Source organism: Pseudoalteromonas sp. NSLLW24 (assembly GCF_015864725.1).
GTDB classification, from domain to species: Bacteria; Pseudomonadota; Gammaproteobacteria; order Enterobacterales; family Alteromonadaceae; genus Pseudoalteromonas; species Pseudoalteromonas arctica.
Genome location: NZ_JADYWQ010000004.1, coordinates 164890 through 188667, shown reverse-complemented (window position 1 = coordinate 188667; position 23778 = coordinate 164890). Strand labels below are relative to the sequence as shown.

The window sequence follows — 23778 nt, the reverse complement described above, 5'->3', positions numbered from 1 at the left end:
ATTTAAGGGTTTTTATAATTACATTTAGTTGTTTTTTATAATGATCATTGTTTTAGTTATATAGCGAAGGTAATTGCTAAGTAATTGATGGATAATGAATTATATTTAAAAGTTAAATTTAACGTTTAATTAACTGGTAAGATGAGGTGGATGATTTAAATTAATTATGGGTAGGGAACCATTTTTATTGGGCTGGTAATAAATAGCTGTTGAGCTATAAATATTTTTTAAAATTTAAAATACAAATAAACCCATTAGATGTTAACTAAATTAACATTTAATGGGTGTACTATAAATTATGTACTACTTATTAGAACCTATACTTTAAAGCATGAAGCAATTTTGTTTTTATAAGTAATTGGTATAAAAAATAGTACTAAAAATAGTGTTAAAATTTAATTTTTCCAACAAGCATATCTTTAAACATTACCCAATCTCCCCACAAACTGTAAAAAGGGTGTTTAAAAGTAGCTGGGCGGTTTTTTTCAAAAAAGAAATGTCCGACCCACGCAAACCCATATCCAATAACAGGTAATAGCCACAATAAACTGTATTGTTGTTTTAATAATGCTATTGCGATTACAGCAAGAACAAGTGTACTTCCTATAAAATGTAAGCGGCGGCAAATCACGTTGCGGTGCTCTTTTAAATAATAAGGGTAGAAGGCTTTAAAGCTTTTAAACGTGGGGTTTGTACTTTGCATAGTGTGCTCTTTTATTGTTTTTTATTTTAATGAGGGTCGTGCTATTAAAGCGTAAGTTTACATTTGTTTACAGCGATAAATGGCGCTTAACGCATCTAAATAGACAAAAGGGCTAAAAGTTAATAACTTAGGCGCACTATTAATAAATAAGAATGGAACTCAGGATGTTTAAACATACTCTAGCGTGTGCTGTAATTGTAGCGCTTAGCGGCTGTTCAGAGCCAACTAATACGGTAACTCAAGAAGAAGTAAAAGCACCTATGAAGCAAGTTAACGCAGTTATATACCCAGAAACAAAAAAAGGCGATGTAGTAGATACCTACTTTGAAGAAGCCGTTAGCGACCCATATCGTTGGCTTGAAGATGATATGAGCGACGAAACTGCCGATTGGGTTAAAACGCAAAACAATTTAACGTTTTCTTATTTAGAACAAATACCTTATCGCGATAAGTTAAAGCAGCGCCTTGAAAAACTAATGAACTACGAAAAAATAGGCGCTCCTTTTACTGAAGGCGATTACACCTATTTTTATAAAAACGATGGCCTGCAAAATCAATATGTTTTGTACCGCAGTAAAGATGGTGGCGACGTTGAAGTATTTTTAGATCCAAACAAGTTTAGTGAAGATGGTACGACGTCTATGTCGGGTTTATCGTTTTCAAAAGATGGGTCATTACTCGCGTATCAAATATCTGAAGGCGGCAGCGATTGGCGCAAAATTATAGTGATTGATGCACACACTAAAGAACCTGTTGAAGAAGCGCTTGTTGACGTTAAATTTAGTGGTATAGATTGGTTAGCTAACGAAGGTTTTTATTATTCGAGTTACGAAAAACCTAAAGGCAGTGAGCTTTCGGCTAAAACAGATCAGCATAAAGCGTATTACCATAAGCTAGGTACTGCTCAGTCTGCTGACCGTGTTGTATTTGGTGAAACTGATGAGCAAAAACATCGCTATGTAGGCGCTGATGTAACCCATGACGGCCGCTACTTACTTATTTCAGCAAGTACGTCTACTTCAGGCAATAAGCTGTTTATAAAGGACTTAACAAAGCAAAACAGTGAGTTTGTAACGGTTGTTGGAAATACTGATTCAGATACATCGGTTATTGATAACGAAGGCAGTAAACTGTTTTTAGTAACTAATTTAAATGCGCCAAACAAAAAAGTAGTGACGGTTGATGCAAGTAACCCAAGCCCTGAAAATTGGGTTGATTTAATTCCTGAAACCAAAAACGTACTAAATCTTACAAAAGGTGGCGATACCTTTTTTGCCAACTACATGGTTGATGCGATTTCGCAGGTAAAACAGTACAACAAAAAAGGCGAGCTAATTCGCGAAATTACATTACCAGGCGTGGGTACTGCACGTGGTTTTGGTGGTAAAAAAGATCAAACAACGCTTTATTACTCATTCACTAACTACAAAACACCAGGCACTACTTATACGTTTGATGTAACAACCGGTGAATCGGGTGTTTATCGTAAGTCGGCTATTGACTTTAATAGTGATGATTACACGTCTGAGCAAGTGTTTTACACATCAAAAGACGGTACTAAAATACCGATGGTAATTACCTATAAAACAGGCATTAAGCTTGATGGTTCAAACCCTACTATTTTATACGGTTACGGTGGTTTTAATATTAGTTTAACGCCAAGCTTTAGCCCAGTTAATGCAGTATGGCTTGAGCAAGGTGGTGTGTACGCCGTTGCTAATATTCGTGGTGGCGGTGAATACGGTAAAGATTGGCACAATGCAGGCACTAAATTGCAAAAGCAAAATGTGTTTGACGACTTTATTGCCGCAGCTGAGTACTTAAAAGATAAAAAGTACACCTCTAAAAAACGCTTAGCACTTCGCGGTGGCTCTAACGGTGGCTTATTGGTTGGCGCCGTAATGACGCAGCGCCCAGACTTATTTCAAGTGGCTCTACCTGCTGTAGGTGTACTTGATATGCTGCGCTACCATACATTTACTGCGGGCGCTGGCTGGGCATACGACTACGGCACCAGTGAGCAAAGCAAAGAAATGTTTGAATACATTAAAGGTTATTCACCACTTCATAATGTAAAAGCAGGTGTTGAATATCCAGCGACTATGATCACAACGGGCGATCATGATGATCGTGTTGTCCCTTCGCATTCGTTTAAGTTTGCAGCTGAGCTTCAAGCAAAGCAAACAGGTAATAATCCAACGCTTATTCGCATAGAAACTAATGCGGGGCATGGCGCAGGTACACCAACGAGTAAAACAATTGAGCAGTACGCTGATATATTTGGTTTTACGTTATACAACATGGGCGTAGAATCTTTATAAAACGTTCCAACTAAATATAAAAACTAAAAAGGCCGAGTAAATTAAATTTACTCGGCCTTTTTAATAATGCTCAGTTTTATATTACTTACGTCTATTGGTATTGCTACTGCATAGGTGAAAACAATCGTTGATACGTTTTATAAGCGTATTCGTCGGTCATTCCGCTCAAATAATCGCAAATTATACGCATACCTTGGTTTTGCTTTTGTGCTTCTATGTATTGTGCTTGTGTTGTTTCGGGCAATAAACGCAGCGGATCGCTAGCAAACGCGGTAAATAACTCTATTAGTAAGTTTTGACCTTTGAATTCTATTTGCTGCATTTCGGGGTCACGTATTAAACGTTGAAACACAAAATGCTTAAGTATTTGCAAAACACTGTCGTATTGGGCATCTAATTTAGCGGTGTACTTTAAAATAGGGCATTCAAAGGCATCGTTTTGAATATCTAAATGTATATGAATAATAAAGGTATTAACCAGCTCACCTATGGCATCTTTCCGCTCATAATCATTTTTTGAAAACAAACGCTGGGTGAGTGACTCAAGCATGGTGTTTAACCAGTCAAAGTTTAATGCTTTTAAATGAGGTAGAGCATGAGTTTGCCAATCGTCTAACGTAAGTACATGGGTTGCAATGGCATCTTCTAAGTCGTGTACGGCGTATGCTATATCGTCGGCATGTTCCATTATGGCGCTGTCGAGCGATTTATATGTTGTTTTAGCGCGGTACTTATCAATAGCGCCATGGTTACCCAGCAACGTTTTATCGTTTTGACTCAGTGGCTCTACTATCCAATTGAATATGGCTGCATCGTCGTTGTATAACCCTTTGGCAGGTCGCCAATCATCTGCTTTTATAAATGCACGACCGGTTGTATCGTCGGGAATGGTATGCCAAAGCGTATTAATAAACGCGGGGTATTTTATAAAACCTAATAAAGTACGACGAGTTAGGTTCATCCCGTGCCCATTACTGTAGGGCTCAAGTTTTGCAACTATGCGCAGTGTTTGTGCGTTACCTTCAAAACCACCGTGATCGCGCATCATGTAATTTAGCGCTATTTCACCACCATGACCAAAAGGCGGATGGCCAATATCGTGCGCCAAACACAGTGTTTCTAGCAGTCCGGTTGATGGAAAGTGCGTAAAGTCGCTATGTTGCGCTTTTAAGTGGCGCAATATGCCAGTACCAATTTGCGATACTTCTAAAGAGTGGGTAAGGCGAGTGCGGTAAAAGTCGTTTAGGCCAATGCCCATAATTTGGGTTTTAGCTTGCAAACGCCTAAATGCAGCTGCATGAATAATACGCGAACGATCGACCTGCCACGGCGAGCGGTTATCGTTAGGACGATGTTTATATTGCTCTATTATTCGGCTTTGCCATTGTTTATCCATACTGCTTACTCACACATAGTTAATATTATTAAACTTTGCCCAGTATACCCATGGACTTATAAATTGCGAATGAACAAATGCACTACATAGGCTCTGTTTTATCTAAAATTCAAATACACTGCTGAAAATTCAACCGTAAAAGGTCATCAAACCCCAGTTATTCGCGTTTATAAAGTGGCTTAGGTATAATGCGCCTTCGTATGCTTGTGTATAAACCATGCATAACTAAGTTTAATAGAGAGAATAGATGTTAAAAACGATTTTTAAGCTTTTACTAACTGTATTTTTTGTTTGGGCGCTTGCATACCCGTTTATACAAAGTGACGATGTTGAACTAGACGAGCAAACGTCAGAACAACCAAAAAAAGTGAAGAAAAAAGAAAAACCATTACATAATGTAAAACTGCCAAAATTTTCAGAATTTAGTGATGTTAAAGAAAAAAAACATGCATTTTTTAGCTTTATTCGTCCGCACGTTGAAGCCGAAAATAAAAAAATATTACAGCAACGCGCTAAGCTCGAAATAGCACGCATGATGTTACAAAACGAATTACCTTTAGAAAAAAAGCAAAACAAAGATATTGCTAAAATTTTAAAGTCGTATGACTTACCAACCACGGTTGATACGCTAATACTTACGCAAGCATTGCGCCGTGTTGATGTAATTCCTAAAGAATTAGCGCTTATGCAAGCTGCAAACGAATCTGCATGGGGCACTTCGCGTTTTGCACGTATTGGCCTTAACTTTTTTGGTCAGTGGTGTTACACAAAAGGTTGTGGCATGGTGCCAAAACGCCGTAATACCGGGGCTGCGCACGAAGTTGCTGCGTTTAAATCGGTAAGAGCTGCTATAAACTCTTACTTTAAAAACATAAATACGCATCCTGCTTATAAAGATTTGCGCGCAATACGTGAAAACTTACGTCTTGAGCAAAAACCAATTTTAGCGACTGAACTTACACATGGTTTAATGTCTTACTCTGAGCGCGGTGAAGCGTATATAGAAGAGTTAAACACGATGATTAGCCAAAATAGAGCCTACTTTGATGAATAAATACATTTTTAATTGTACCAACGCTATTGTGTTAGTGCTGCTGAGCATTAGTGCGTTTAATGTAAATGCGAGAGAATTTGTGATGTCGTATGACGGTTTTTACGACCGCTTAAAAATTGTTAACAAAGGCGATTTTCAATATGCGCGAGTTAACTTTTACATTAGTGATATTGGTACTAATGAAACATGTGCAATTAAAAGCGGTACTATTTTAACCGAAAGAAACGAGTATCCACTTAACTTTACCGATAAAGCACAATTACTATTGCCGTTCGATAAGCAGCTTGATACCGATAAAGCGGTTATTGTAGTAGAGCCGCTCAATCCTGTACACGATTGCCAATTAAAGCTACAAATAGAAGCAAACGAACTTGAAGGTTTAGCATTTTCAAAGCAGTCGTTATATACCATTAACGAAGAACTTGATGAGCTGTTAACTGATTTGTCGGGCTTTTTTGTAAGTAAATTAATGTGGTTTTTATTACCAGAGCAAAAGGGCGTAGCAGTTACATTTAAAAGCCCAATGCAATTTGATGATAAGAGCATAACGTGTGAAAAGTCAGTGTGTTATTTTGCAGTTGAAGATAGCTGGGAAGATGATAGCGCAGTGCTTGGCGATATATCGAACGTTATTAAAGTAACGCCTTGGATTGTTAAGTAGCTCACATACAAAAAGCGGCATTTAGCCGCTTTTTTTGTACCAAAATCAGTACTCTTTTTTAGTCTTTGGTTTTTATTTAATAAGTGGTGCTGATGAATCGCGCTGCATTAAAGTAGGTTCAAAAAAGCGATTTATAACGAGGTTTTTATTTTGATATACGTCTTTAAGCACTAATTTAGCTGCCATTTCGCCCATTTTCCCGACCGGATTATCTATGGTCGTGAGTGTAGGGTATAGGTAGTTTGCAAAAATAACGTTATCAAATCCAACAATCGATAAATCAATTGGTAAGTTATAACCGTGCTCTCGTGCATACTTCATGGCACCGGAGGCCATTTCGTCATTGGCGCATACCAGTGCAGTAAAGCTAAGTTTTTCATCAATAAAATGTTTTAAGCCTTTACTACCGCCAGTTTCGTTAAAGTCGCCAATATAATAAAGCGTAGGATCAAATTTAACACCAGCCTCTGTAAGCGCTTGTTTGTGACCTTCTAAGCGGTTAAAAGCATCGGCTTTAAACTGCGGGCCTGCAATATACGCTATTTGTGTATGGCCTTGATTTAATATCGATTTAGTGGCTAGGTAACCACCTAATTGATTATCTAGGCTGATACAGTTGTCTTTTAGTTGCTCTACGTAACGGCTCATTAAATAAACGGGTGTAGAGCCTTGGCTTAATTTTATTAGGTAGTCGTCTGAGACGGCTTCTACGTGCAAAATAATGGCATCGCAGCGTCTGCTAATTAAAAACTCAATGCCTTCTTGTTCTTTGTCTTCTTCACTGTGTCCGGTGGTAATAATAACGTGTTTACCCGCAGCACGAAGCTCTGATTCAATACCTGCCATCATTTGGGCAAAGAAAGGACCATGTAACTCAGACACTAAAATACCGACACTGTTAGTACAGTTAGAGGCTAAAGATTGCGCTATTGAATTAGGCTTGTAGCCAAGCTGCGCCATAGCATCAAGCACTTTTTGTTTAGTTTTATCGCTTACACGGGTATTTTTGTTCATCACGCGAGAAACGGTGGCTAACGATACGCCCGCAAGCTCTGAGACTTGATAAATTGTTGCCATGTTATTTGTTCACTCGCTTATCCTTAACTACTTCGGCTAAATAATACCTTAGAGTATATATCTTAACTAGCTGTTAGTTTAGATTGAATATTTTCAACAACCTGATTAGTCAGTGTATATTTTTTCATTATGTAGGCAACAAATAATGAGCCAAAAGCAGGTAGTACAGTGAATGACAGTAAAATACCGTGTTGGGTATCAAGAGTTTGTACTGCATCGGCCTGATAACTGTAAAAAGATAACAACCAGCCTGCAATTGCGCCGCCTACAGCCACGCCCATTTTAATAAAAAATATAACGCCTGAATAAACCAAACCCGTAATGCGTACACCTGTTTTTTCATGCCCGTAATCTATGGTGTCGGCCATTTTTGCCCACAACAACGGGGTTGCCATATCTAAAAAGAATTTCCATAAAATAAAGGCAGTAAATGCGAGTACTAATTGATCTTTACTAATAAAGTAACTAAAACCACAAATAGCGGCGGCAATAACTTGTAAGCTTATATAGGCCTTTATTTTACAAAAGCGCTTTGCAAGTGGTTGAGCTAAAGCACAACCTACCATGCTGGCTACAACACCTAGCGTCATAAATAAAGTGATTAAATCGTCTCGACCTAAATAGTATTTTACGTAGTAAACAGCAAGCGTAAGCCTTAATACTTGCCCGGTAAGTAAAAAGAATGCAGCTAAGCAAAGTGTTCGCCATTGATCGTTTTTAATTAATGCTTTAACACTTTGGGCAAAAGGAATGTTTTGCTCTTTAGGCTGTTGTATACGCTCTTTTGTGCCTAAAAAACAAAGTAAAAACAGTACAAAACCTAAAATACTCATTGCAGTCATTGTGTATTGATAGCCCTTGGCAGCATCGCCTTGGCCAAAGTACTCAACCATTGGCATAGTACAACCCGCTACTATTACACCGCCTAGCATACCAAATACAAATCGGTAAGACTGAATAGTAACGCGCTCTTTTACATCAGCCGTAAGTACGCCGCCTAATGCACAATAAGGAATATTAATAGCGGTGTAGACAACCATAAGCAGAGTGTAAGTAGTAAAGGCATAAATTATTTTATCGGTGCCTTCTAAATCGGGCGTAGTGAACGCTAAAATACTAATAATGGCAAAGGGAAGGGCAAGCCACAGTAAATAGGGGCGAAAGTGCCCCCAGCGCGTATGTGTTTTGTCAGCAAGGTTGCCCATTAACGGGTCGGTTACGGCATCAAAAATACGCACTGCTAAAAACATAGTACCTACAACAGCAGGCGATAAACCCACTACGTCTGTGTAGTACAGCATTAAAAACATCATAACTGTTTGAAAAATAATATTACTGGCGGTGTCGCCTAAGCCATACGCTATTTTTTCTTTTACACTGACCATGATTGTTTATCCCGCTTTATACTTGTTTTTAGTTGTGGGTATACTCTTATCTTTTAGAGATGAGTTCTTTATAAGCTAAGCCACTATTTTTAATGGTGCGTTGCTGCGTCTTATAATCTACATACACAATACCAAAACGTTTTAAATAACCTTCTGCCCACTCAAAGTTATCCATTAAGCTCCAAGCAAAGTAGCCATCTATAACAACACCTTGTTCAATTGCATTATGAACCGCATTTAAGTGATCATTATAGTAATTTAAACGATCTAAGTCGTTAACTTCACCATTATTATATGTATCGGGCATGGCTGCGCCATTTTCTGTTATATAAATAGGCGGTAGGGTGTATGTTTTATTTAGCGATACGAGCAAGTCGGTGAACGATTGCGGATAAATTTCCCATCCCATATCAGTCAACGGACCCGTTGGTGCAATGGGTTCATAAATGTCAGTAGGATGCGCCTTATAAACTTGGCGGGTATAAAAGTTGATGCCTAAGTAATCAATTGGCTGAGAAATTAATTCCATATCACCAGGGTGTATGTCTGGTAAATGATTGCTTGGTAATTGGTTTATTATATCGGGGTATTTACCATCCATTATTGGTTTCATGTACCACTGATTTAAGTAGTCATCAGCGTATTTGGCACTGTCTATGTCTTGTTGATTATCGGTAAGTGGATATGCGGGTGTAAAGTTAAGCACAATGCCGTTTTGAGTATTAGGCGATGTTTTATTTAGCACGTTCATGGCCAGACCATGAGCGAGTAATAAGTGATGAGCTGCTTTTTTACCATACTGCTTGCCGACTAAGCCCGGGGCATGTATGCCAATTTCGTAACCCAAAAACGCGCTGCAAAAGGGTTCGTTTAATGTAGCGTAAGAATACACTCGTGTTCCAAATGCGTTAGTAATTAGTTCTACGTATTTCTCAAATGCGTAAGCAGTTTTTCTGTTGAGCCAGCCGCCTTCATCTTCAAGGTGTTGCGGTAAATCCCAGTGGTACAAAGTAACAAAGGCTTTTATATTTTTTCGTTTTAGTTCATCTAAAATATCAGTATAAAACTTAACGCCTACGGGATTTAACTTTCCGTCTTGAGTCATCACGCGAGGCCATGAAATAGAAAGCCTGTAAGCATCAACACCTAGAGACTCTATTAAATCTATGTCTTGTTGCCAATTGTTGTAATGATCGCAGGCAATATGACCATGTGAATTGTCAGCAATTTTACCTGCAGTACTACAAAAGGTATCCCAAATACACGGTAAGCGATGCTCATATCCGCCCTCTATCTGAAATGATGCTGTAGCTACACCATAAACAAAGTCTTTTGTTAATAGAGGTGAATTAAATGGTAATGATATTTTTGTCATTGGTTACAAACCTTTTTGAGAACTTAATTGCACGCTTAGCGCTTATTTTTACTGACTTTCAGCGGGTACAAAACATTATTAAAAATAAAAGTTGTTGAAATATGTAACATGTTCGTATTTAATTAGCCGTGAAAGCGCTTACATTTTTAGATTAATGTTAATTAATCTTCAGGTCAACTCTTAAATACTGCGCCTTAGCGGGGTTTGTATTAATTACTTACTGAAGATCAATTTATAATAATAAATTGCGGAGAGCACATGGCTAGTTCAGCACCACTGACATCACACACACAGTCGCAAAACCACCAAGATAAAAACTATGGTTTTGCACTTACATCTTTAACTTCACTATTTTTTATGTGGGGTTTTATTACCTGCTTAAATGATATTTTGATTCCGCATTTAAAAGCGGTTTTCGATTTAACGTATGTACAAGCAATGCTTGTGCAGTTTTGCTTTTTTGGCGCTTACTTTTTAATGTCACTCCCTAGTGGACACATTGTTAAAAAGCTTGGTTATAAAAAAGGAATCGTGGTTGGGCTTTTAATTGCGGCAGTAGGGTGTGTCTTATTTTACCCAGCAGCGTCTTTACATAGTTATCCTGTATTTTTATTTGCTTTATTTGTACTTGCCAGTGGCATAACGTTATTACAAGTATCTGCAAATCCTTATGTAAGCTTGTTGGGTTCTGCAAAAACTGCGTCGTCTCGTTTAACACTTACTCAAGCTTTTAACGCGTTAGGTACTACGGTTGCGCCATCATTTGGTGCTCTGTTAATTCTGGACTCAGCGTCAGAAGCCTTTTTAACACCTGCACAAAATGCAGAGTCAGTTCAACTTCCTTACCTCCTTTTAGCTGCAATGCTTATTTTACTAGCCGGTATTTTTGCATGGCTTAAATTACCAGACATTATGAGCGAGCAAAAAGCAGAAGCCGAAAAATCAGAGGCAATTGAAGGCAGTGCTTGGCAGTATCGCCATCTTGTATTAGGTGCTGTGGGTATATTTATGTATGTAGGCGCCGAAGTGGCAATTGGTAGCTTTTTAGTAAGCTTTTTAGCACAAGAAAATATAGCAGGGCTAAAAGAGCATGCTGCAGCTCATTACATCACTTATTATTTTGGTGGTGCTATGGTTGGGCGTTTTATTGGTGCTGCTGTAATGCAAAAATTACCTGCTGGTAAAGTACTTGGCTTTAACGCAACCATGGCTATTATTTTAGTCGTTATTGCCATGAGCACGTCGGGTCAATTAGCAATGTGGTCAATACTATTGGTTGGTTTATTCAATTCTATTATGTTCCCCACTATTTTTAGTTTAGCGTTAAATGGACTTGGCAAACATACAGCTCAAGGCTCTGGTATTTTGTGTTTGGCGATTGTGGGTGGTGCAATAGTGCCACTTTTACAAGGTGCACTTGCTGATAGTGTGGGTGTTCAACTTTCGTATGTTTTACCTATTTTATGTTACATATTTATCGTGTTCTATGGTTTAAGCGGTAGCAAACCAGTTCAAGCGCAGGAGACTCTATAATGAAAACCCCTTTTACACTTAATAAAATAGCCTTAGCAACATTAATTGCATCAGTAGGTACTTTATCGGCTTGTTCAAACGACGCAATAACATCGGTTGAAAGTAATGAAACGTTATCTAAAACAGCGCAAATTTGGCCAAAACTTAATATTGCTGTTAAAAAAGACGCCGATATTGAAGCTAAAATAGTTAACTATTTAAAAGCCATGACACTTGAGCAAAAGGTTGCTCAAATGATTCAGCCAGAAATTCGTGATATTACCGTTGAAGACATGCGTAAATATGGCTTCGGTTCATATCTTAATGGCGGTGGAGCATTCCCTAATGGCGACAAACACGCAACACCAATGGACTGGGTAGCCTTAGCTGAGAGCTTTTATCAAGCTTCTGTTGATGACTCACTTGATGGTAGTAGTATCCCAACTATGTGGGGTACCGATGCAGTACATGGTCATAATAACGTAATTGGCGCGACGCTTTTTCCACATAACATTGGTTTAGGCGCGGCTAATAACCCAGATTTAATAGAGCAAATAGCGTCTATTACCGCAGTAGAAGTAATGGCTACGGGAATAGATTGGGTATTTGCACCCACCGTTGCAGTAGTACGAGACGACCGATGGGGCAGAACGTATGAAGGTTACTCTGAAGATCCAAAGATTGTTCACGATTACTCAGCAGCGATTGTAAATGGATTGCAAGGTAAAGCCGATGGCGACTTTTTAAGTGATAAGCGTGTAATTAGTACCGTTAAACACTTTATTGGCGACGGTGGCACGGTTGATGGGGATGATCAGGGAAATAATATAGATAGCGAACAGTCGCTATTTGATATTCATGCCCAAGGTTATGTAGGTGGCTTGTCTGCAGGTAGCCAATCGGTTATGGCATCGTTCAATAGCTGGAATGGCGTTAAAAATCACGGCAATAAATATTTACTTACTGATGTATTAAAAACACGAATGGGTTTTGATGGATTCGTAGTAGGCGATTGGAATGGCCATGGGCAAATTGAAGGCTGTACTAACGAAAGTTGTGCACAAGCCGTTAATGCTGGCCTTGATATTTTCATGGTGCCAACAGGTGCATGGAAGCCTCTTTATGACAATACAATTGCGCAAGTTAAGTCAGGCGAAATTAGTATGTCGCGTATTGATGACGCAGTGAGCAGAATATTACGCGTAAAACTTCGCGCTGGTTTATTTGATAAACCAAGCCCGGCTAAGCGTCTTTACTCTGGAAAAACAGAGCTTATTGGCGCGCAAGAGCATCGTGAAGTCGCACGCCAAGCTGTGCGCGAATCGCTTGTATTACTTAAAAATAAAAATAACCTATTACCTATCGCAGCTAATCAACGTGTACTTGTTGCAGGTGATGGTGCTGATAATATAGGTAAACAGTCGGGTGGTTGGAGTATTACGTGGCAGGGGACTAATAATAAAAATGCTGATTTCCCTGGAGCAACGTCAATTTACAAAGGGCTTGAAGAACAAGTATCAGCAGCAGGTGGAAGTGTTACTTTAAGTGCTGATGGCACGTTTTTACAACGTCCTGATGTTGCCATTGTTGTATTTGGTGAAGAACCTTACGCAGAAGGGCACGGCGATAAAGATAACCTTGAGTTTGAGCGCGGAAATAAAAAGTCATTAGCACTTTTAAACTCACTAAAAGAGCAAGGTATCCCTGTTGTATCGGTGTTTATATCAGGTCGACCTATGTGGGTTAACAGCGAACTTAACGCATCTGACGCGTTTGTAGCTGCATGGTTGCCAGGTACAGAAGGCGCAGGTATTGCTGATGTTTTATTAAAAGCGGCAGACGGCACCATTCAAAATAACTTTAAAGGTAAATTATCGTTTTCTTGGCCTAAATCAGCGGTACAAACTGCGGTAAATAAAGGTGATGAAAATTACGACCCATTACTCCCTTATGGTTTTGGCTTATCGTACGGCGATAAAAACGTTTTAGCTGACGACCTTGATGAAGACTCTAAACTTGATAACTCTGGGCTTACGAGTATGGATATACTTGTTGGTGCGCCTGTAGCACCATGGCGCTTATTGTTAAAATCGGGCGATGAGCTTTTAGATGTATCGAGTAGTACCCATGAATTTGGTGCAATTAAATACCGTACTGAGGATAAAACAGTACAAGAAGACGCTCGCCAATTTAACTTCAGCGGTACAGAAAAAGCCAGTGCGGAAATAGTAACAAGCTTTGCAGAAGATACCATTGCCTACGTTGAAGCCGATAGTGTGATTAGCTTTGATATTAAATTAAACGAAGCACTAACGAGCGATATAGCACTTGCTATGACTTGCTCGGACGAATGTGGTGCAAGCATTGATTTAGCAAACGTAGTGGATAAAACCATTGAGAATAAATGGCAGTCAGTATCAATCGATTTAGGTTGCTTTGCTGATAAGGGTGTTAATTTTGCAAACCTAACAAGCCCATTTAGCTTACGCAGCAATGGTAAAGCATCAATTTCTGTGGCTAATATTCAGTTTGTGCCAAATAAGGCAGGCGAAGCTACACTGTCTTGTAAGTAGTTTATTAACTCTATTGTGTGTATACCAAAGCCCTTCGAATGAAGGGCTTTTTTTATGTAGAGGATTAATACTAACCTGCATAAATACTTGAGCTAATTGATATAACTAAATAGGAACAAGTCGCTATAAATACAAAGGGTTACCACGTTTTTATAGGAGGAACCTTTTTTATAATAGCTTGTAAAATAATTAGCACTGCATTAAGAGGTTTTTTTCGTCAAAGCTAACTACTTTATCTCTGCCGGTTTCTTTAGCAAGATAAAGGCGTTTATCAGCCAACGACAGTAAGTCTTTTACACTCATTTTACCATTTACAGAGTGACTCACTCCCGCGCTCACAGATAGTTTTATATGCGCGTTTTGATAATAAAACGGATGCTTAGAAATATTTTCACGTAAGTGCTCTGCATATTCTTTAGCTGCTCGTAGGGAATAGTCTGGTAGTAATATTGCAAATTCTTCACCGCCTATTCTGGCGCAAATACCCTCATCAATAAATTGCTCTTTTATGTGCTGCGCAATCCATTTAATTGCTTGATCGCCCGTGTCGTGGCCGTACTTATCGTTTACATGCTTAAAAAAGTCGATATCTAGAATAATTATAGATACATTTATATCATTGTTATTAGGTTGTTTAAGGACTGCTTTAGCGTTATTAAAGAAACCTCTGCGATTAAATAACTGTGTAAGAGAGTCGGTATTGGCAAGGTTCGATAGCGTATATTCACTATTGGAAAATAACAAAAATGGCAGTATAAGAGCACTCAGTGTGGCTAATAGTAAATGACTAATAAGCACAATTTGCAAAGGGGTTGCTACATCTTGAATACTCGAACTAAGTACCGGTATTGATAGAAATATAGCATTTAAAAACATAACTCCACTGTGCACTAAAAAGCAGGTAATTAACGCCTTTTTCTGGGCTTTAGCAACAAAGCTCATGCTTTTGATTAAATACGCTGTGTAAATAAATAATCCGGCAATTACTAAACTCGTTAGCATTTTTGCTGCACCGAAAGGATAAATTGCCAATAACAATAAGCTAGAAAAACCAAATATGCAGTAAAGAGGCATTAAGCTAATATTTTTTACGTTTTTGTATTTATATAGTCCAACAATAATTAAAAGTGGGCTAGTAATCATTGAAACACTAGCTAAATAGTGGGTTATTAAAGGAAAGTCTATGAATAAGCGCAAACATGCCAGTATTTCGGCTAATGCAAATGTGGCACAGGCTAAACCAAATAATAAAAAAGATGTTTGTTTTTTATATTTATAAATTGAGAGAAAAAATAAGCTTATGAGTAAGTTAAGAATAAAAGAGAGGAAGATCACAGTAGGCAAATGAAACATGATTTATTCTCTTTATTATAAAATGATGAAATATATATTTAACTAACTGTTGTAATTATTATGTATTAATAAGAAAAGGTCAATTCAGTTAAAAGGATTGCTTTTTCAATTTTCATATTTTACCTCAAGAATTATTAACGCCCGCTAAACCAAACTCTCTAAAGCCGATTTAATATCAGGATGATGAAAACGATAATTATGAACGAGTGCTTTTTTAGGGACTACAAATTGCCCCGTTGTTAGTAAGTCTGACATTTCACCCATTAATAGTTTAAGTGCTGCAGTAGGCATAGGAATAAATGCAGGTCGAGAGAGCGCTTCGCCTAAGCTTTTACTAAATTGAGCATTGCTTACAGGGTTTGGTGCTGTTGCGTTAACAGGGCCAGATATTTCTGGATGCTTAATAATAAAAAGTATTAGCTGAATCATATCGTCGATGTGTATCCACGACATTCCTTGCTCGCCATTACCAATTGGGCCGCCTAAACACAATTTAAAGGCAGGGAGCATTTTACTTAATGCTCCACCTTTTTTAGCTAAAACAATACCCGTGCGTAAAAGGCACACTCTGGTGTGTTCTGATTGCGCGAGTAGCGCTGCGTTTTCCCAGTCTTTACAAAGCTGGTGGCTAAATTCATCATGTGGGTTTTCAAAAGTTTCATCAATAGGGTTACTATTTTGTCGACCATAAAACCCAACGGCGCTTCCAGATATATAAGTATGCGGGGCAGTGCTACAAGCTTTAATAGCTTCACTAATTTGTTGTGTAACACCAATACGGCTGTCGCGTATTATTTGCTTTTGTTTGTCGCTCCAGCGTTTATTTACAATAGGTTCGCCAGCTAGATTAATAACAATATCAACAGTGTTAAAATCTACTGCATTGACATTGCTTACGGCTTTAACTTTATGGCCCAATAATACGTTTGCTTTAGTCGGGTTTCGGCTAAGCACAGTAACAGTATTATGATGAAGTAAAAAAGGGCATAAGTGCTTACCAATTAATCCCGTCGCGCCAGTAATAAATATATGCATTATTAATCCTTACAATAAAATAGTAGCAAGTGATTAAAAAACATACTCGCTAGCAAACAGCTTTGCAAATTTATACGTAAAACAGGCTTTTATGATCACTTCGTAATTATTTCATTTAATTACCTTTTGCCTTACACTAAAGCCATATCATTAATAAAAGGATTAATAAATTGGCAAGTTTAACTGGAGTAAATAAAAGCTTAATAGTTTTTGCTTCCTTAGTGGTCGTACTCGCGGGGATAAAAGCGGCAAGTGTAATTATTATTCCGTTTATTTTGGCGGCGTTTATTGCCATTATTTGTAATCCGCTTATCAAGTTTTTTGCGCGCTACCGAATTCCTAAAGGGATTGCTGTTATGTTGGTAGTGCTTATTATAGTTGGCTTAGGTGTAAGCCTTGGCGGGCTTGTAGGGCAATCAATAAACGATTTTTCGCAGCAACTTCCTGAGTATAAAACACAACTCAAAGAAGAATTTGTATGGCTTGTAGATTTAGCATCTCAATACAACATACTGATTAATAAAGAACAGTTAATCAATATGTTCGACCCAGGTAAAATGGTTGATGTAGCCACTAATATGCTCACCGGTTTAGGTGGCGTAATGGCAAACATGTTTTTAATTATTTTAACCGTTGTTTTTATGTTGTTTGAAGGGCCAATGCTGAGCAAAAAAATACACATGGCACTTGAAGATCCCGATAGCAAAATGAAGCAAATTGACCGCTTTTTAGAGTCTATTAATTCATATCTGGCAATTAAAACACTAGTAAGTTTAGGTACGGGTATTATTGCTGCGTTTTACTTATGGATTTTAGACGTTGACTACTTTGTGCTGTGGGGGGTATTGGCATTTATGTTCAATTACATTCCTAATATTGGGTCAATTATTGCGGCTGTACCGGCTGTATTACTTGCGCTTATTACTCAAGGTCCGTTAATTGCGGGATTGGTTGCTGCAGGTTATTTAACAATAAATACGGTGATGGGCAATATTGTAGAGCCTAAGTTTTTGGGCAAAGGGCTGGGTCTTTCAACGCTAGTGGTATTTTTATCATTAATATTTTGGGGCTGGTTATTAGGTACTGTGGGTATGCTTTTATCTGTGCCCTTAACTATGATTGTAAAAATAGGCTTAGAAGCCAGTGCTGAAGGTAAGTGGGTTGCCACTCTACTAGGCAGTGGCGAAGACGTTGCTAAAAATAACTAACATCTATAACTATCAAGGGCTGTAAAATTAAAGCCCTTGATGGTTAAGTTATCAGTAAATACAGGGCTATTAATTAACAAACAATTTAATAGCGTCATCCACCGCGTTTATTGCGCCTTCTAAATATCCTGCTTCTTGTTTTGCAAACTCACTCGCTACAAAATGAATGTTCAAGTTATTTAATTGCCCATCTAAGCCTGAAAAATCAAATTCTGGGTGCTGCGAAGGCTGAGTTTGATCGTCTCTATTAGCTACAAACTTATCGTCTGCCCAGTCTTTAATAAAATACCCCGTTGCCTTTTCAGCATCTTTACCATAAAAGTAGCTAAGCTGCTGGGCACAGGCTTGAATTAATTGCTCTTTAGTTACTTGGTTTCGTGATAAGTAGGGCACACCTATAAAGCCAAATAATGCGGCGTAATTGCCATCTTCAGCACTGGCATCGTGAATTTCGACCATTGGGCCTACGCGACTAAAGCATTGCCCTGATAAGTTTTTATCACGCCAAAATGCATGTTCAAAAGTAGCTATAAATTTGGCTTGTCCTGCCATCCATGTAGGTACACTACTAAGGCGGTTTATGAGCGTTGGAGTAGCCCATAGTTCAGGTGTTAAGTGTGTTGTAACCATACGAGCAGGAATAGCTGAAATTAGTTTTTCAGTAGTAAAGTGCTTTATATTACCTAAGTGATTAACTGTAATTTGCCAGTTATTATCACCTTTTTTAAGCTCAGTGACATTGTGTTCTAATAACACTGAATCAGGATTAAGTTGCTCGTATAAGGCAGTTATTAGGGTATTCATGCCGTGCTTAAGCCTAAATAACTGCATATCTCCAGCACCTGCAATTTGTTGAGGCTGCTTGGAGTTAGGTGCTTGATATAACACATCACCTTTGTTGTATTGCTCAAATATACTTAAGTGGAGTGACTTTACTAAAGCTTGGATTTTTGGTTGGTGAGGAAATATCCACGTAGGACCCAAATCAAAACTAACATCGTTATTTATTGGTGATTGCGCAGCAAAAATTCGGCCGCCTAATTGCGATTTAGCTTCCAGTAATAAGTACTCAATATTAAGCAGTTGTAATTTATACGCACTGTATAAGCCGGCCAGTCCGCCACCTATAATTATTACTGGTTTAGTCATTTGTTTACCTATTAGCTATTTAGCAATCTACTAGTAGATAGTTTGTTTTGATATGAATAAATTGTCAAGTAGGCTAAAGGGAACGAGTAGATAAACGTAACTAGTTTAGTGTGCTTAAGTTACGTTAAAATGGGTGTTTTAGTGATTCTGTAAATTGATTTATAAGCTCAATTTCACAGAGTTTATAGCTAATGGCCGCTGTTGTCGCATTAGGAAGTTTTATTAAGTAACGCCATTGGCAGGCGCTCTCAAGGTACTTTTCGTTATTTTTAATGCTGCGCATAAATAACGGCAATACTTGCGTATTGCCTGTGCTTTCTTGTGATTTAGTTAGCTCATATTTGCGCTTTTGTATCCAACTGCCTTGTGCTTGCTTTGCTTTATCGATCTGGCTATCTAGGCATTGAATATACCGCTTAGCTTCATCGGTTGTTGCTTTAGCGGCTAAAGTACATGCTTCATCTGCAAAGCTGTACTGGCTTGTAGTTAATAGCACAATGGCAGTTAGTTTTAATAAATAGTTACTTTTTGTCATTGTAATTAAACTCTAAGATAAATTGAGCGCCGGCTAAGTTATCAGCATCGGTAATGGTAAGCGTCCCGTTATACGACTTAACTAAATCAGATACAATCGCCATGCCTACGCCGTGTCCACTTTCGTATGTATCGAGGCGAGTACCACGTGTAAGTAAAGATTCACGTTTATCCTCTGGCACACCAGGGCCATCATCGCTAATTCCAATACACAGAGTTTTACTTTGGATTACTTGTATTTCTACTTGCGAGCGACACGCTTTACAGGCGTTATCAATTAAGTTACCGAGTAATTCCATTAAATCTGTTTGGTCACCTAAAAAGTAATCTTTTTCGGTTACGGTGCAGGTAAAAATAATATCTTTATCACGGTATACTTTTGCCATAGCACTGAGTATTGAATCAAGTACTGGCTTAATAGGTGTTTGCTTTTTCCACGTGTCTGATGCACCGGTTGCAGCACGCTTTAATTGGTGCTCGATCATCACATTAATTCGGTCGAGTTGTTCTTGTGCATCGGCATCGTTTGCCAATGGACTTGATTTTAGTACTGCAAGCGGTGTTTTAAGTGCATGAGCAAGGTCGCTTAATGAGGCTCTGTAGCGCTCTTTTTGGCGCTGTTGCGACTCAAGTAGTAAGTTTAGGTCTGCTTTTATTGTTTGCAGCTCTACAGGGTAGAGGCCTTTAATTTCTTGAATATCACCCGATTCAATCGCTTTTATTTCTTTATCGAGTCGTTGGAGTGGGCGAGCGCTCCAAATGAAACCAATAGCCATTAGGCCTGCAATTGCAATCCCCATGATAAACATCCAATCTACAAGGGTTTGCTTAAAGCCATCCATTATACGAAGTAGAGCGTCGTTACGTTTGACTAATATAAAGCGAGCTTGTTCTGATTGATCTATGTTGTTTAAAATTACAGTCAGGCTAAGTTGCCAGTACGCGGTATTATTATACTCCACACGCCTGAAGTCGGCGGCACCTGCTTTGGTTTCTATTTGCTCTGGTACATAGTTTAAATTTACAGCCGATTCTGAGTTCCAAACAGGGTCATCATCGCGGTAAATCATTGCGTAGGTATCTGAATTTAATCTGTTTAACTCAGGCGCTAAAATAGTGCTGGGCATAATAATACCATGCTCAGTAAAGTCGACTTCAGATATTAGCGAGTAGAGCTGCGCCTCGAGGGTTTTTTCTGTCGCATCAACAAGCGAAGCGTAATACGCTTTGCCAATTGAATAAAATAAGATAGGGAGTGCGACTAATAAAACAAAGACAAGGATAAATCCTTGCCTTATTTTTAACGATATTTGCGGTATTACCACTGGCTTTTAAGCCTGTAACCACGCCCACGTAGTGTTTCTACTGGGTTTAGTACGCCTTCAGGGTCAAGCTTTTTACGCAAACGTAGTACAAATACTTCAATTACGTTTGAATCAAGGTCGAAGTCTTGGTCGTAAATATGCTCAGTAAGTTCTGATTTAGAAATTACTTTTTGCGGATTTACCATTAAGTATTCAAGTACTTTATATTCGTAAGCTGTAAGGCTAAGCTCTTTATCATCAACCCATACCTGTTGTGAACGTGTATGAATTTTAATTGGACCCGCAGTCATTTCTGGATTTGCTTTACCAGCACTGCGACGAATTAATGCATTACAACGTGCAATAAGTTCTTCAACATGAAATGGTTTAGTAAGGTAGTCATCTGCACCTGCATCTAAACCTTCTACTTTATCCTGCCAGCGATCGCGCGCTGTTAAGATTAAAATAGGGATAGTAATGCCTTGTGCTCGTGCTTTATTGATTAGCTCAATACCGTCTATTTTAGGTAAACCTAAATCAACTACGGCCATATCAAGCGGGTATTCTGTAATGTGGAAAAGACCTGCTTCACCATCGTGACATAAATCCACGCTGTAACGTTCTTTTTCTAAAGCATTACGTAGGTTATCTGCTAAATGTAAATCGTCTTCAATAACTAAAATTCGCATTTGTTAATCCTTTTTCACTTCGCCGGTTTTTTTATTTATATGTAAATCAACGACGTGGCCGTCAGATTTGAGTATTCGTACGGTATAAAAATCTGTTTTTTCGGTAATTTTTAAGGTCTTACCGCCTATTGTTTTCTTTGCAAGTATTACGGCTTTCTTTTTGTCCACCTCAGCATGAGATGCTTGGGTGGCCGTCGCTGCTTGAGCAAAGTTAGCTAAGCTAACACAAGCAATAAAACCGAGGCTTAATAATACGCGCATAATGGAAAACTCCTAGACCAGACCCACTTAGTTTAATTAACTAAGTTACTAAAATTCAAGTAAAAACGCTAAATTCGCTTTTATCTCAGTAATTTTAATTAAAATCTTGTGAACAAACCCTGAATTACAGTGCAACACACGCTCTTAGGGTTTAATACACTTTTAAGCAGGGAACACTTTTTTGAAAGGTTTAACAATTGTATTTTCATAGATGCCAGCGGCAACGTAAGGGTCAGCTGCTGCCCACTCTCGAGCTGCTTCTATTGACTCAAACTCAGCAACAACTAATGAACCGGTAAAACCTGCTTCTTGAGGATCTTCACTATCGACTGCCGGAAACGGACCCGCAGTTAATAAACGGTTTTGTGAATCAAGCTCACTAAGGCGTGCTAAATGTGCAGGGCGTGCTGCTTTTCTAAGCTCTAAGCTGTTTTCAACGTCTGTTGAGTGAATCATGTACAACATAAGGAATCTCATAAAAATTGTTAAATTTGATTAACGCAATACTACCACAGCGTTGAAAATTGGTGAATTAAAAGCGTATTTACACAGGTTTACACTTCGATTTTATTTTTAAGCTGTAATTGCTTGAAAATCTCTGTGTAACACTGGTAGAGTCGCTGAAATATACAAAATAATAAAAAGGTTTTATGCATGAGCGAAAATAGAGAACGATTTAGTTCCCGTCTCGGATTCATAATGGCAGCGGCAGGTTCGGCTGTTGGTATTGGCAATTTAGTTGGTTTTCCGGTTTCTGCTACCAAAAATGGTGGTGGCGCATTCTTATTAATTTACGCTTTATTTGTCGTATTTATTTGTTTACCAGTCATGATGGCTGAAATGGCAATGGGTCGTAATGCTCAAAAAGATCCACTTGGTTCGTACAAGCTATTATCTAATAACGATAAAAAATGGAAGCTAGCAGGTTTTTTAGCGGTGCTTACACCATTTATGATTGCTGTGTTTTATATGGTAATTACGGTTTGGATTTTTGGTTACTTAACGCAAACAGGCCTCGGTAATTTAGATTTACTTGCAGATCCTGGCCACTTTGGTGTTTTTATTAATAGTTACACTGTGTTTGGCTATATGGCCGTTGTGGTTATTATTGTTAACTTAATTTTGTTAGGGGGTGTTAAACAAGGCATAGAAAAAGCCGCTAAATTTTTAATGCCAGCCTTACTTTTCATGCTACTTGCTTTAGTTACTTATGTATTAACGCTTGATAACGCAATGGCCGGTGTTAAATACTACATTATTCCTGATTTTTCTAAGATGAGTGCAAGTGTACTTAATGGCGCATTAAGCCAAGCGTTTTTCTCGCTATCGCTGGGTATGGGTATATTAATGACTTACGCGTCGTACATTTCTAAAAAGGATGACATTGTAAGTAGCGCTAAAATGGTCGCTATTACAGACTCACTCGTTGCGTTTGTAGCGGGCCTAATGGTGTTGCCCGCTATATTTAGCTTTGATCCAAACACAGACCCATCAGCACTTTCTGACTCGTCTGTATCAATGATTTTTGTATACCTACCTAAAATATTATTAGCACTGCAAAATGATATTGGTTATGTAGGTGCGTCTATTGTTGCGTTCTCATTCTTTTTATTAGTATTTTTTGCAGCGATTACTTCACTTGTTTCAATAGTAGAAGTACCGACAGCAACACTAAGTGACCGTAAAGGTATTAGCCGTAAAAAAGCATTGGGCATCCTTACACTTTCAACCGGTGTACTTACTATTTTATGTACAATGTCGTTTGGTATGATTGACAGCCTTACTTCGTTCACCAGTTATGGCGGCGTTAATAAGAGCTTTTTTGATATTATTGTTGATGTATTTTACGACACAATTTTACCGCTTAATGGCTTAATGGTGTGTTTGTTTGTAATGTACCGCTGGAAAAAAGCACGCTTAACACAAGAGCTAAGCTTAGGTTCGCCTAATTATGCGGGAAGCTTGATGGAAAAGTACGTTAACTTTTCACTTTCAACGTTTATTCCTGTCATTCTAGCTGTGATATTTATAAATACAGTGGCGACTAAGTTTTTTGATTTAAAAATATTTGGTTTTTAAATAGACCTCTTTAAAAGCTTATTGAATAATAAAATGCCGCTCAGTTAAGCTTAGCGGCATTTTTTATAGGCGTTTTTTTACAGGTATCTGGTCTAACTATTATACCAAC

20 protein-coding genes are annotated in these 23778 nt (G+C 38.3%); 7 read left to right on the top strand and 13 right to left on the bottom strand.

Going from position 1 to position 23778, the window contains the following annotated elements; translation table 11 throughout:
* Positions 1-388 precede the first annotated feature (388 nt).
* Positions 389-703 (bottom strand): DUF962 domain-containing protein, encoded by a 315-nt coding sequence (locus I6E72_RS05675; protein ID WP_096792913.1) that lies wholly within the window; start codon positions 701-703, stop codon positions 389-391.
* 164 nt (positions 704-867) lie between these two features.
* Here I6E72_RS05675 and I6E72_RS05670 point away from each other — a divergent pair, with 164 nt between their 5' ends.
* Positions 868-3024 (top strand): prolyl oligopeptidase family serine peptidase, encoded by a 2157-nt coding sequence (locus I6E72_RS05670; RefSeq protein WP_197111405.1) that lies wholly within the window; start codon positions 868-870, stop codon positions 3022-3024.
* A 103-nt stretch (positions 3025-3127) separates the two neighbouring features.
* Here I6E72_RS05670 and I6E72_RS05665 read toward each other — a convergent pair whose 3' ends face one another.
* A complete protein-coding gene (locus I6E72_RS05665; protein ID WP_197111403.1) occupies positions 3128-4420 on the bottom strand; it encodes an anti-phage deoxyguanosine triphosphatase in 1293 nt (430 codons plus the stop codon).
* A 247-nt stretch (positions 4421-4667) separates the two neighbouring features.
* Here I6E72_RS05665 and I6E72_RS05660 point away from each other — a divergent pair, with 247 nt between their 5' ends.
* Together I6E72_RS05660 and I6E72_RS05655 are read left to right on the top strand one after the other, a co-directional pair.
* A complete protein-coding gene (locus I6E72_RS05660; protein ID WP_165727731.1) occupies positions 4668-5474 on the top strand; it encodes a glucosaminidase domain-containing protein in 807 nt (268 codons plus the stop codon).
* On the top strand, positions 5467-6135 hold the full coding sequence (locus I6E72_RS05655) for a DUF2987 domain-containing protein (RefSeq protein ID WP_101162854.1): 669 nt from the start codon (positions 5467-5469) through the stop codon (positions 6133-6135). Before I6E72_RS05660 ends, I6E72_RS05655 begins: the two co-directional genes overlap by 8 nt.
* Before the next feature lie 72 nt (positions 6136-6207).
* On the opposite strand, the gene I6E72_RS05650 is transcribed toward I6E72_RS05655, so the two are convergent.
* The 3 genes from I6E72_RS05650 to I6E72_RS05640 form a co-directional block, all read right to left on the bottom strand.
* Positions 6208-7212: a LacI family DNA-binding transcriptional regulator gene (locus I6E72_RS05650; protein ID WP_010552528.1), complete on the bottom strand. Its 1005-nt coding sequence runs from the start codon at positions 7210-7212 to the stop codon at positions 6208-6210.
* 62 nt (positions 7213-7274) lie between these two features.
* Complete coding sequence (locus I6E72_RS05645; protein ID WP_197111401.1) at positions 7275-8597, bottom strand: glycoside-pentoside-hexuronide (GPH):cation symporter; 1323 nt, start codon at positions 8595-8597, stop codon at positions 7275-7277.
* 46 nt (positions 8598-8643) lie between these two features.
* On the bottom strand, positions 8644-9972 hold the full coding sequence (locus tag I6E72_RS05640; RefSeq protein ID WP_197111399.1) for a GH1 family beta-glucosidase: 1329 nt from the start codon (positions 9970-9972) through the stop codon (positions 8644-8646).
* A gap of 258 nt (positions 9973-10230) precedes the next feature.
* On the opposite strand from I6E72_RS05640, the gene I6E72_RS05635 reads away from it, so the two are divergent.
* The gene (locus I6E72_RS05635; protein ID WP_101162852.1) at positions 10231-11505 is read left to right on the top strand and encodes a sugar MFS transporter; all 1275 of its coding nucleotides are present in this window, start codon (positions 10231-10233) and stop codon (positions 11503-11505) included.
* A complete protein-coding gene (locus I6E72_RS05630) occupies positions 11505-14057 on the top strand; it encodes a glycoside hydrolase family 3 protein (protein WP_197111397.1) in 2553 nt (850 codons plus the stop codon). Before I6E72_RS05635 ends, I6E72_RS05630 begins: the two co-directional genes overlap by 1 nt.
* 189 nt (positions 14058-14246) lie before the next feature.
* On the opposite strand, the gene I6E72_RS05625 is transcribed toward I6E72_RS05630, so the two are convergent.
* The gene (locus tag I6E72_RS05625) at positions 14247-15200 is read right to left on the bottom strand and encodes a GGDEF domain-containing protein (RefSeq protein WP_197111396.1); all 954 of its coding nucleotides are present in this window, start codon (positions 15198-15200) and stop codon (positions 14247-14249) included.
* Positions 15201-15554: 354 nt separating this feature from the next.
* Positions 15555-16445, bottom strand: a complete 891-nt coding sequence (locus tag I6E72_RS05620) for a TIGR01777 family oxidoreductase (RefSeq protein WP_197111395.1) — start codon at positions 16443-16445, stop codon at positions 15555-15557.
* A gap of 170 nt (positions 16446-16615) precedes the next feature.
* Here I6E72_RS05620 and I6E72_RS05615 point away from each other — a divergent pair, with 170 nt between their 5' ends.
* A complete protein-coding gene (locus I6E72_RS05615) occupies positions 16616-17653 on the top strand; it encodes an AI-2E family transporter (protein ID WP_007585280.1) in 1038 nt (345 codons plus the stop codon).
* 69 nt (positions 17654-17722) lie between these two features.
* Here I6E72_RS05615 and I6E72_RS05610 read toward each other — a convergent pair whose 3' ends face one another.
* From I6E72_RS05610 to I6E72_RS05585, 6 genes are all read right to left on the bottom strand, one after another.
* Positions 17723-18802: a flavin monoamine oxidase family protein gene (locus I6E72_RS05610; RefSeq protein ID WP_197111394.1), complete on the bottom strand. Its 1080-nt coding sequence runs from the start codon at positions 18800-18802 to the stop codon at positions 17723-17725.
* Between the two features lie 124 nt (positions 18803-18926).
* Positions 18927-19337: a hypothetical protein gene (locus I6E72_RS05605; protein ID WP_007585278.1), complete on the bottom strand. Its 411-nt coding sequence runs from the start codon at positions 19335-19337 to the stop codon at positions 18927-18929.
* Entirely contained in the window at positions 19324-20661 is a 1338-nt protein-coding gene (locus I6E72_RS05600) for an ATP-binding protein (RefSeq protein ID WP_007585276.1), read from the bottom strand. Before I6E72_RS05600 ends, I6E72_RS05605 begins: the two co-directional genes overlap by 14 nt.
* Complete coding sequence (locus tag I6E72_RS05595; protein WP_007375447.1) at positions 20655-21329, bottom strand: response regulator transcription factor; 675 nt, start codon at positions 21327-21329, stop codon at positions 20655-20657. The genes I6E72_RS05600 and I6E72_RS05595 overlap by 7 nt, the downstream gene beginning before the upstream one ends.
* Positions 21330-21332: 3 nt before the next feature.
* A complete protein-coding gene (locus I6E72_RS05590) occupies positions 21333-21590 on the bottom strand; it encodes a PepSY domain-containing protein (protein ID WP_002959808.1) in 258 nt (85 codons plus the stop codon).
* A 162-nt stretch (positions 21591-21752) separates the two neighbouring features.
* Complete coding sequence (locus I6E72_RS05585) at positions 21753-22055, bottom strand: YciI family protein (RefSeq protein WP_010552536.1); 303 nt, start codon at positions 22053-22055, stop codon at positions 21753-21755.
* A gap of 189 nt (positions 22056-22244) precedes the next feature.
* Between I6E72_RS05585 and I6E72_RS05580 the strand changes: the two genes are divergently transcribed.
* On the top strand, positions 22245-23669 hold the full coding sequence (locus I6E72_RS05580) for a sodium-dependent transporter (RefSeq protein ID WP_010552537.1): 1425 nt from the start codon (positions 22245-22247) through the stop codon (positions 23667-23669).
* Positions 23670-23778 lie beyond the last annotated feature (109 nt).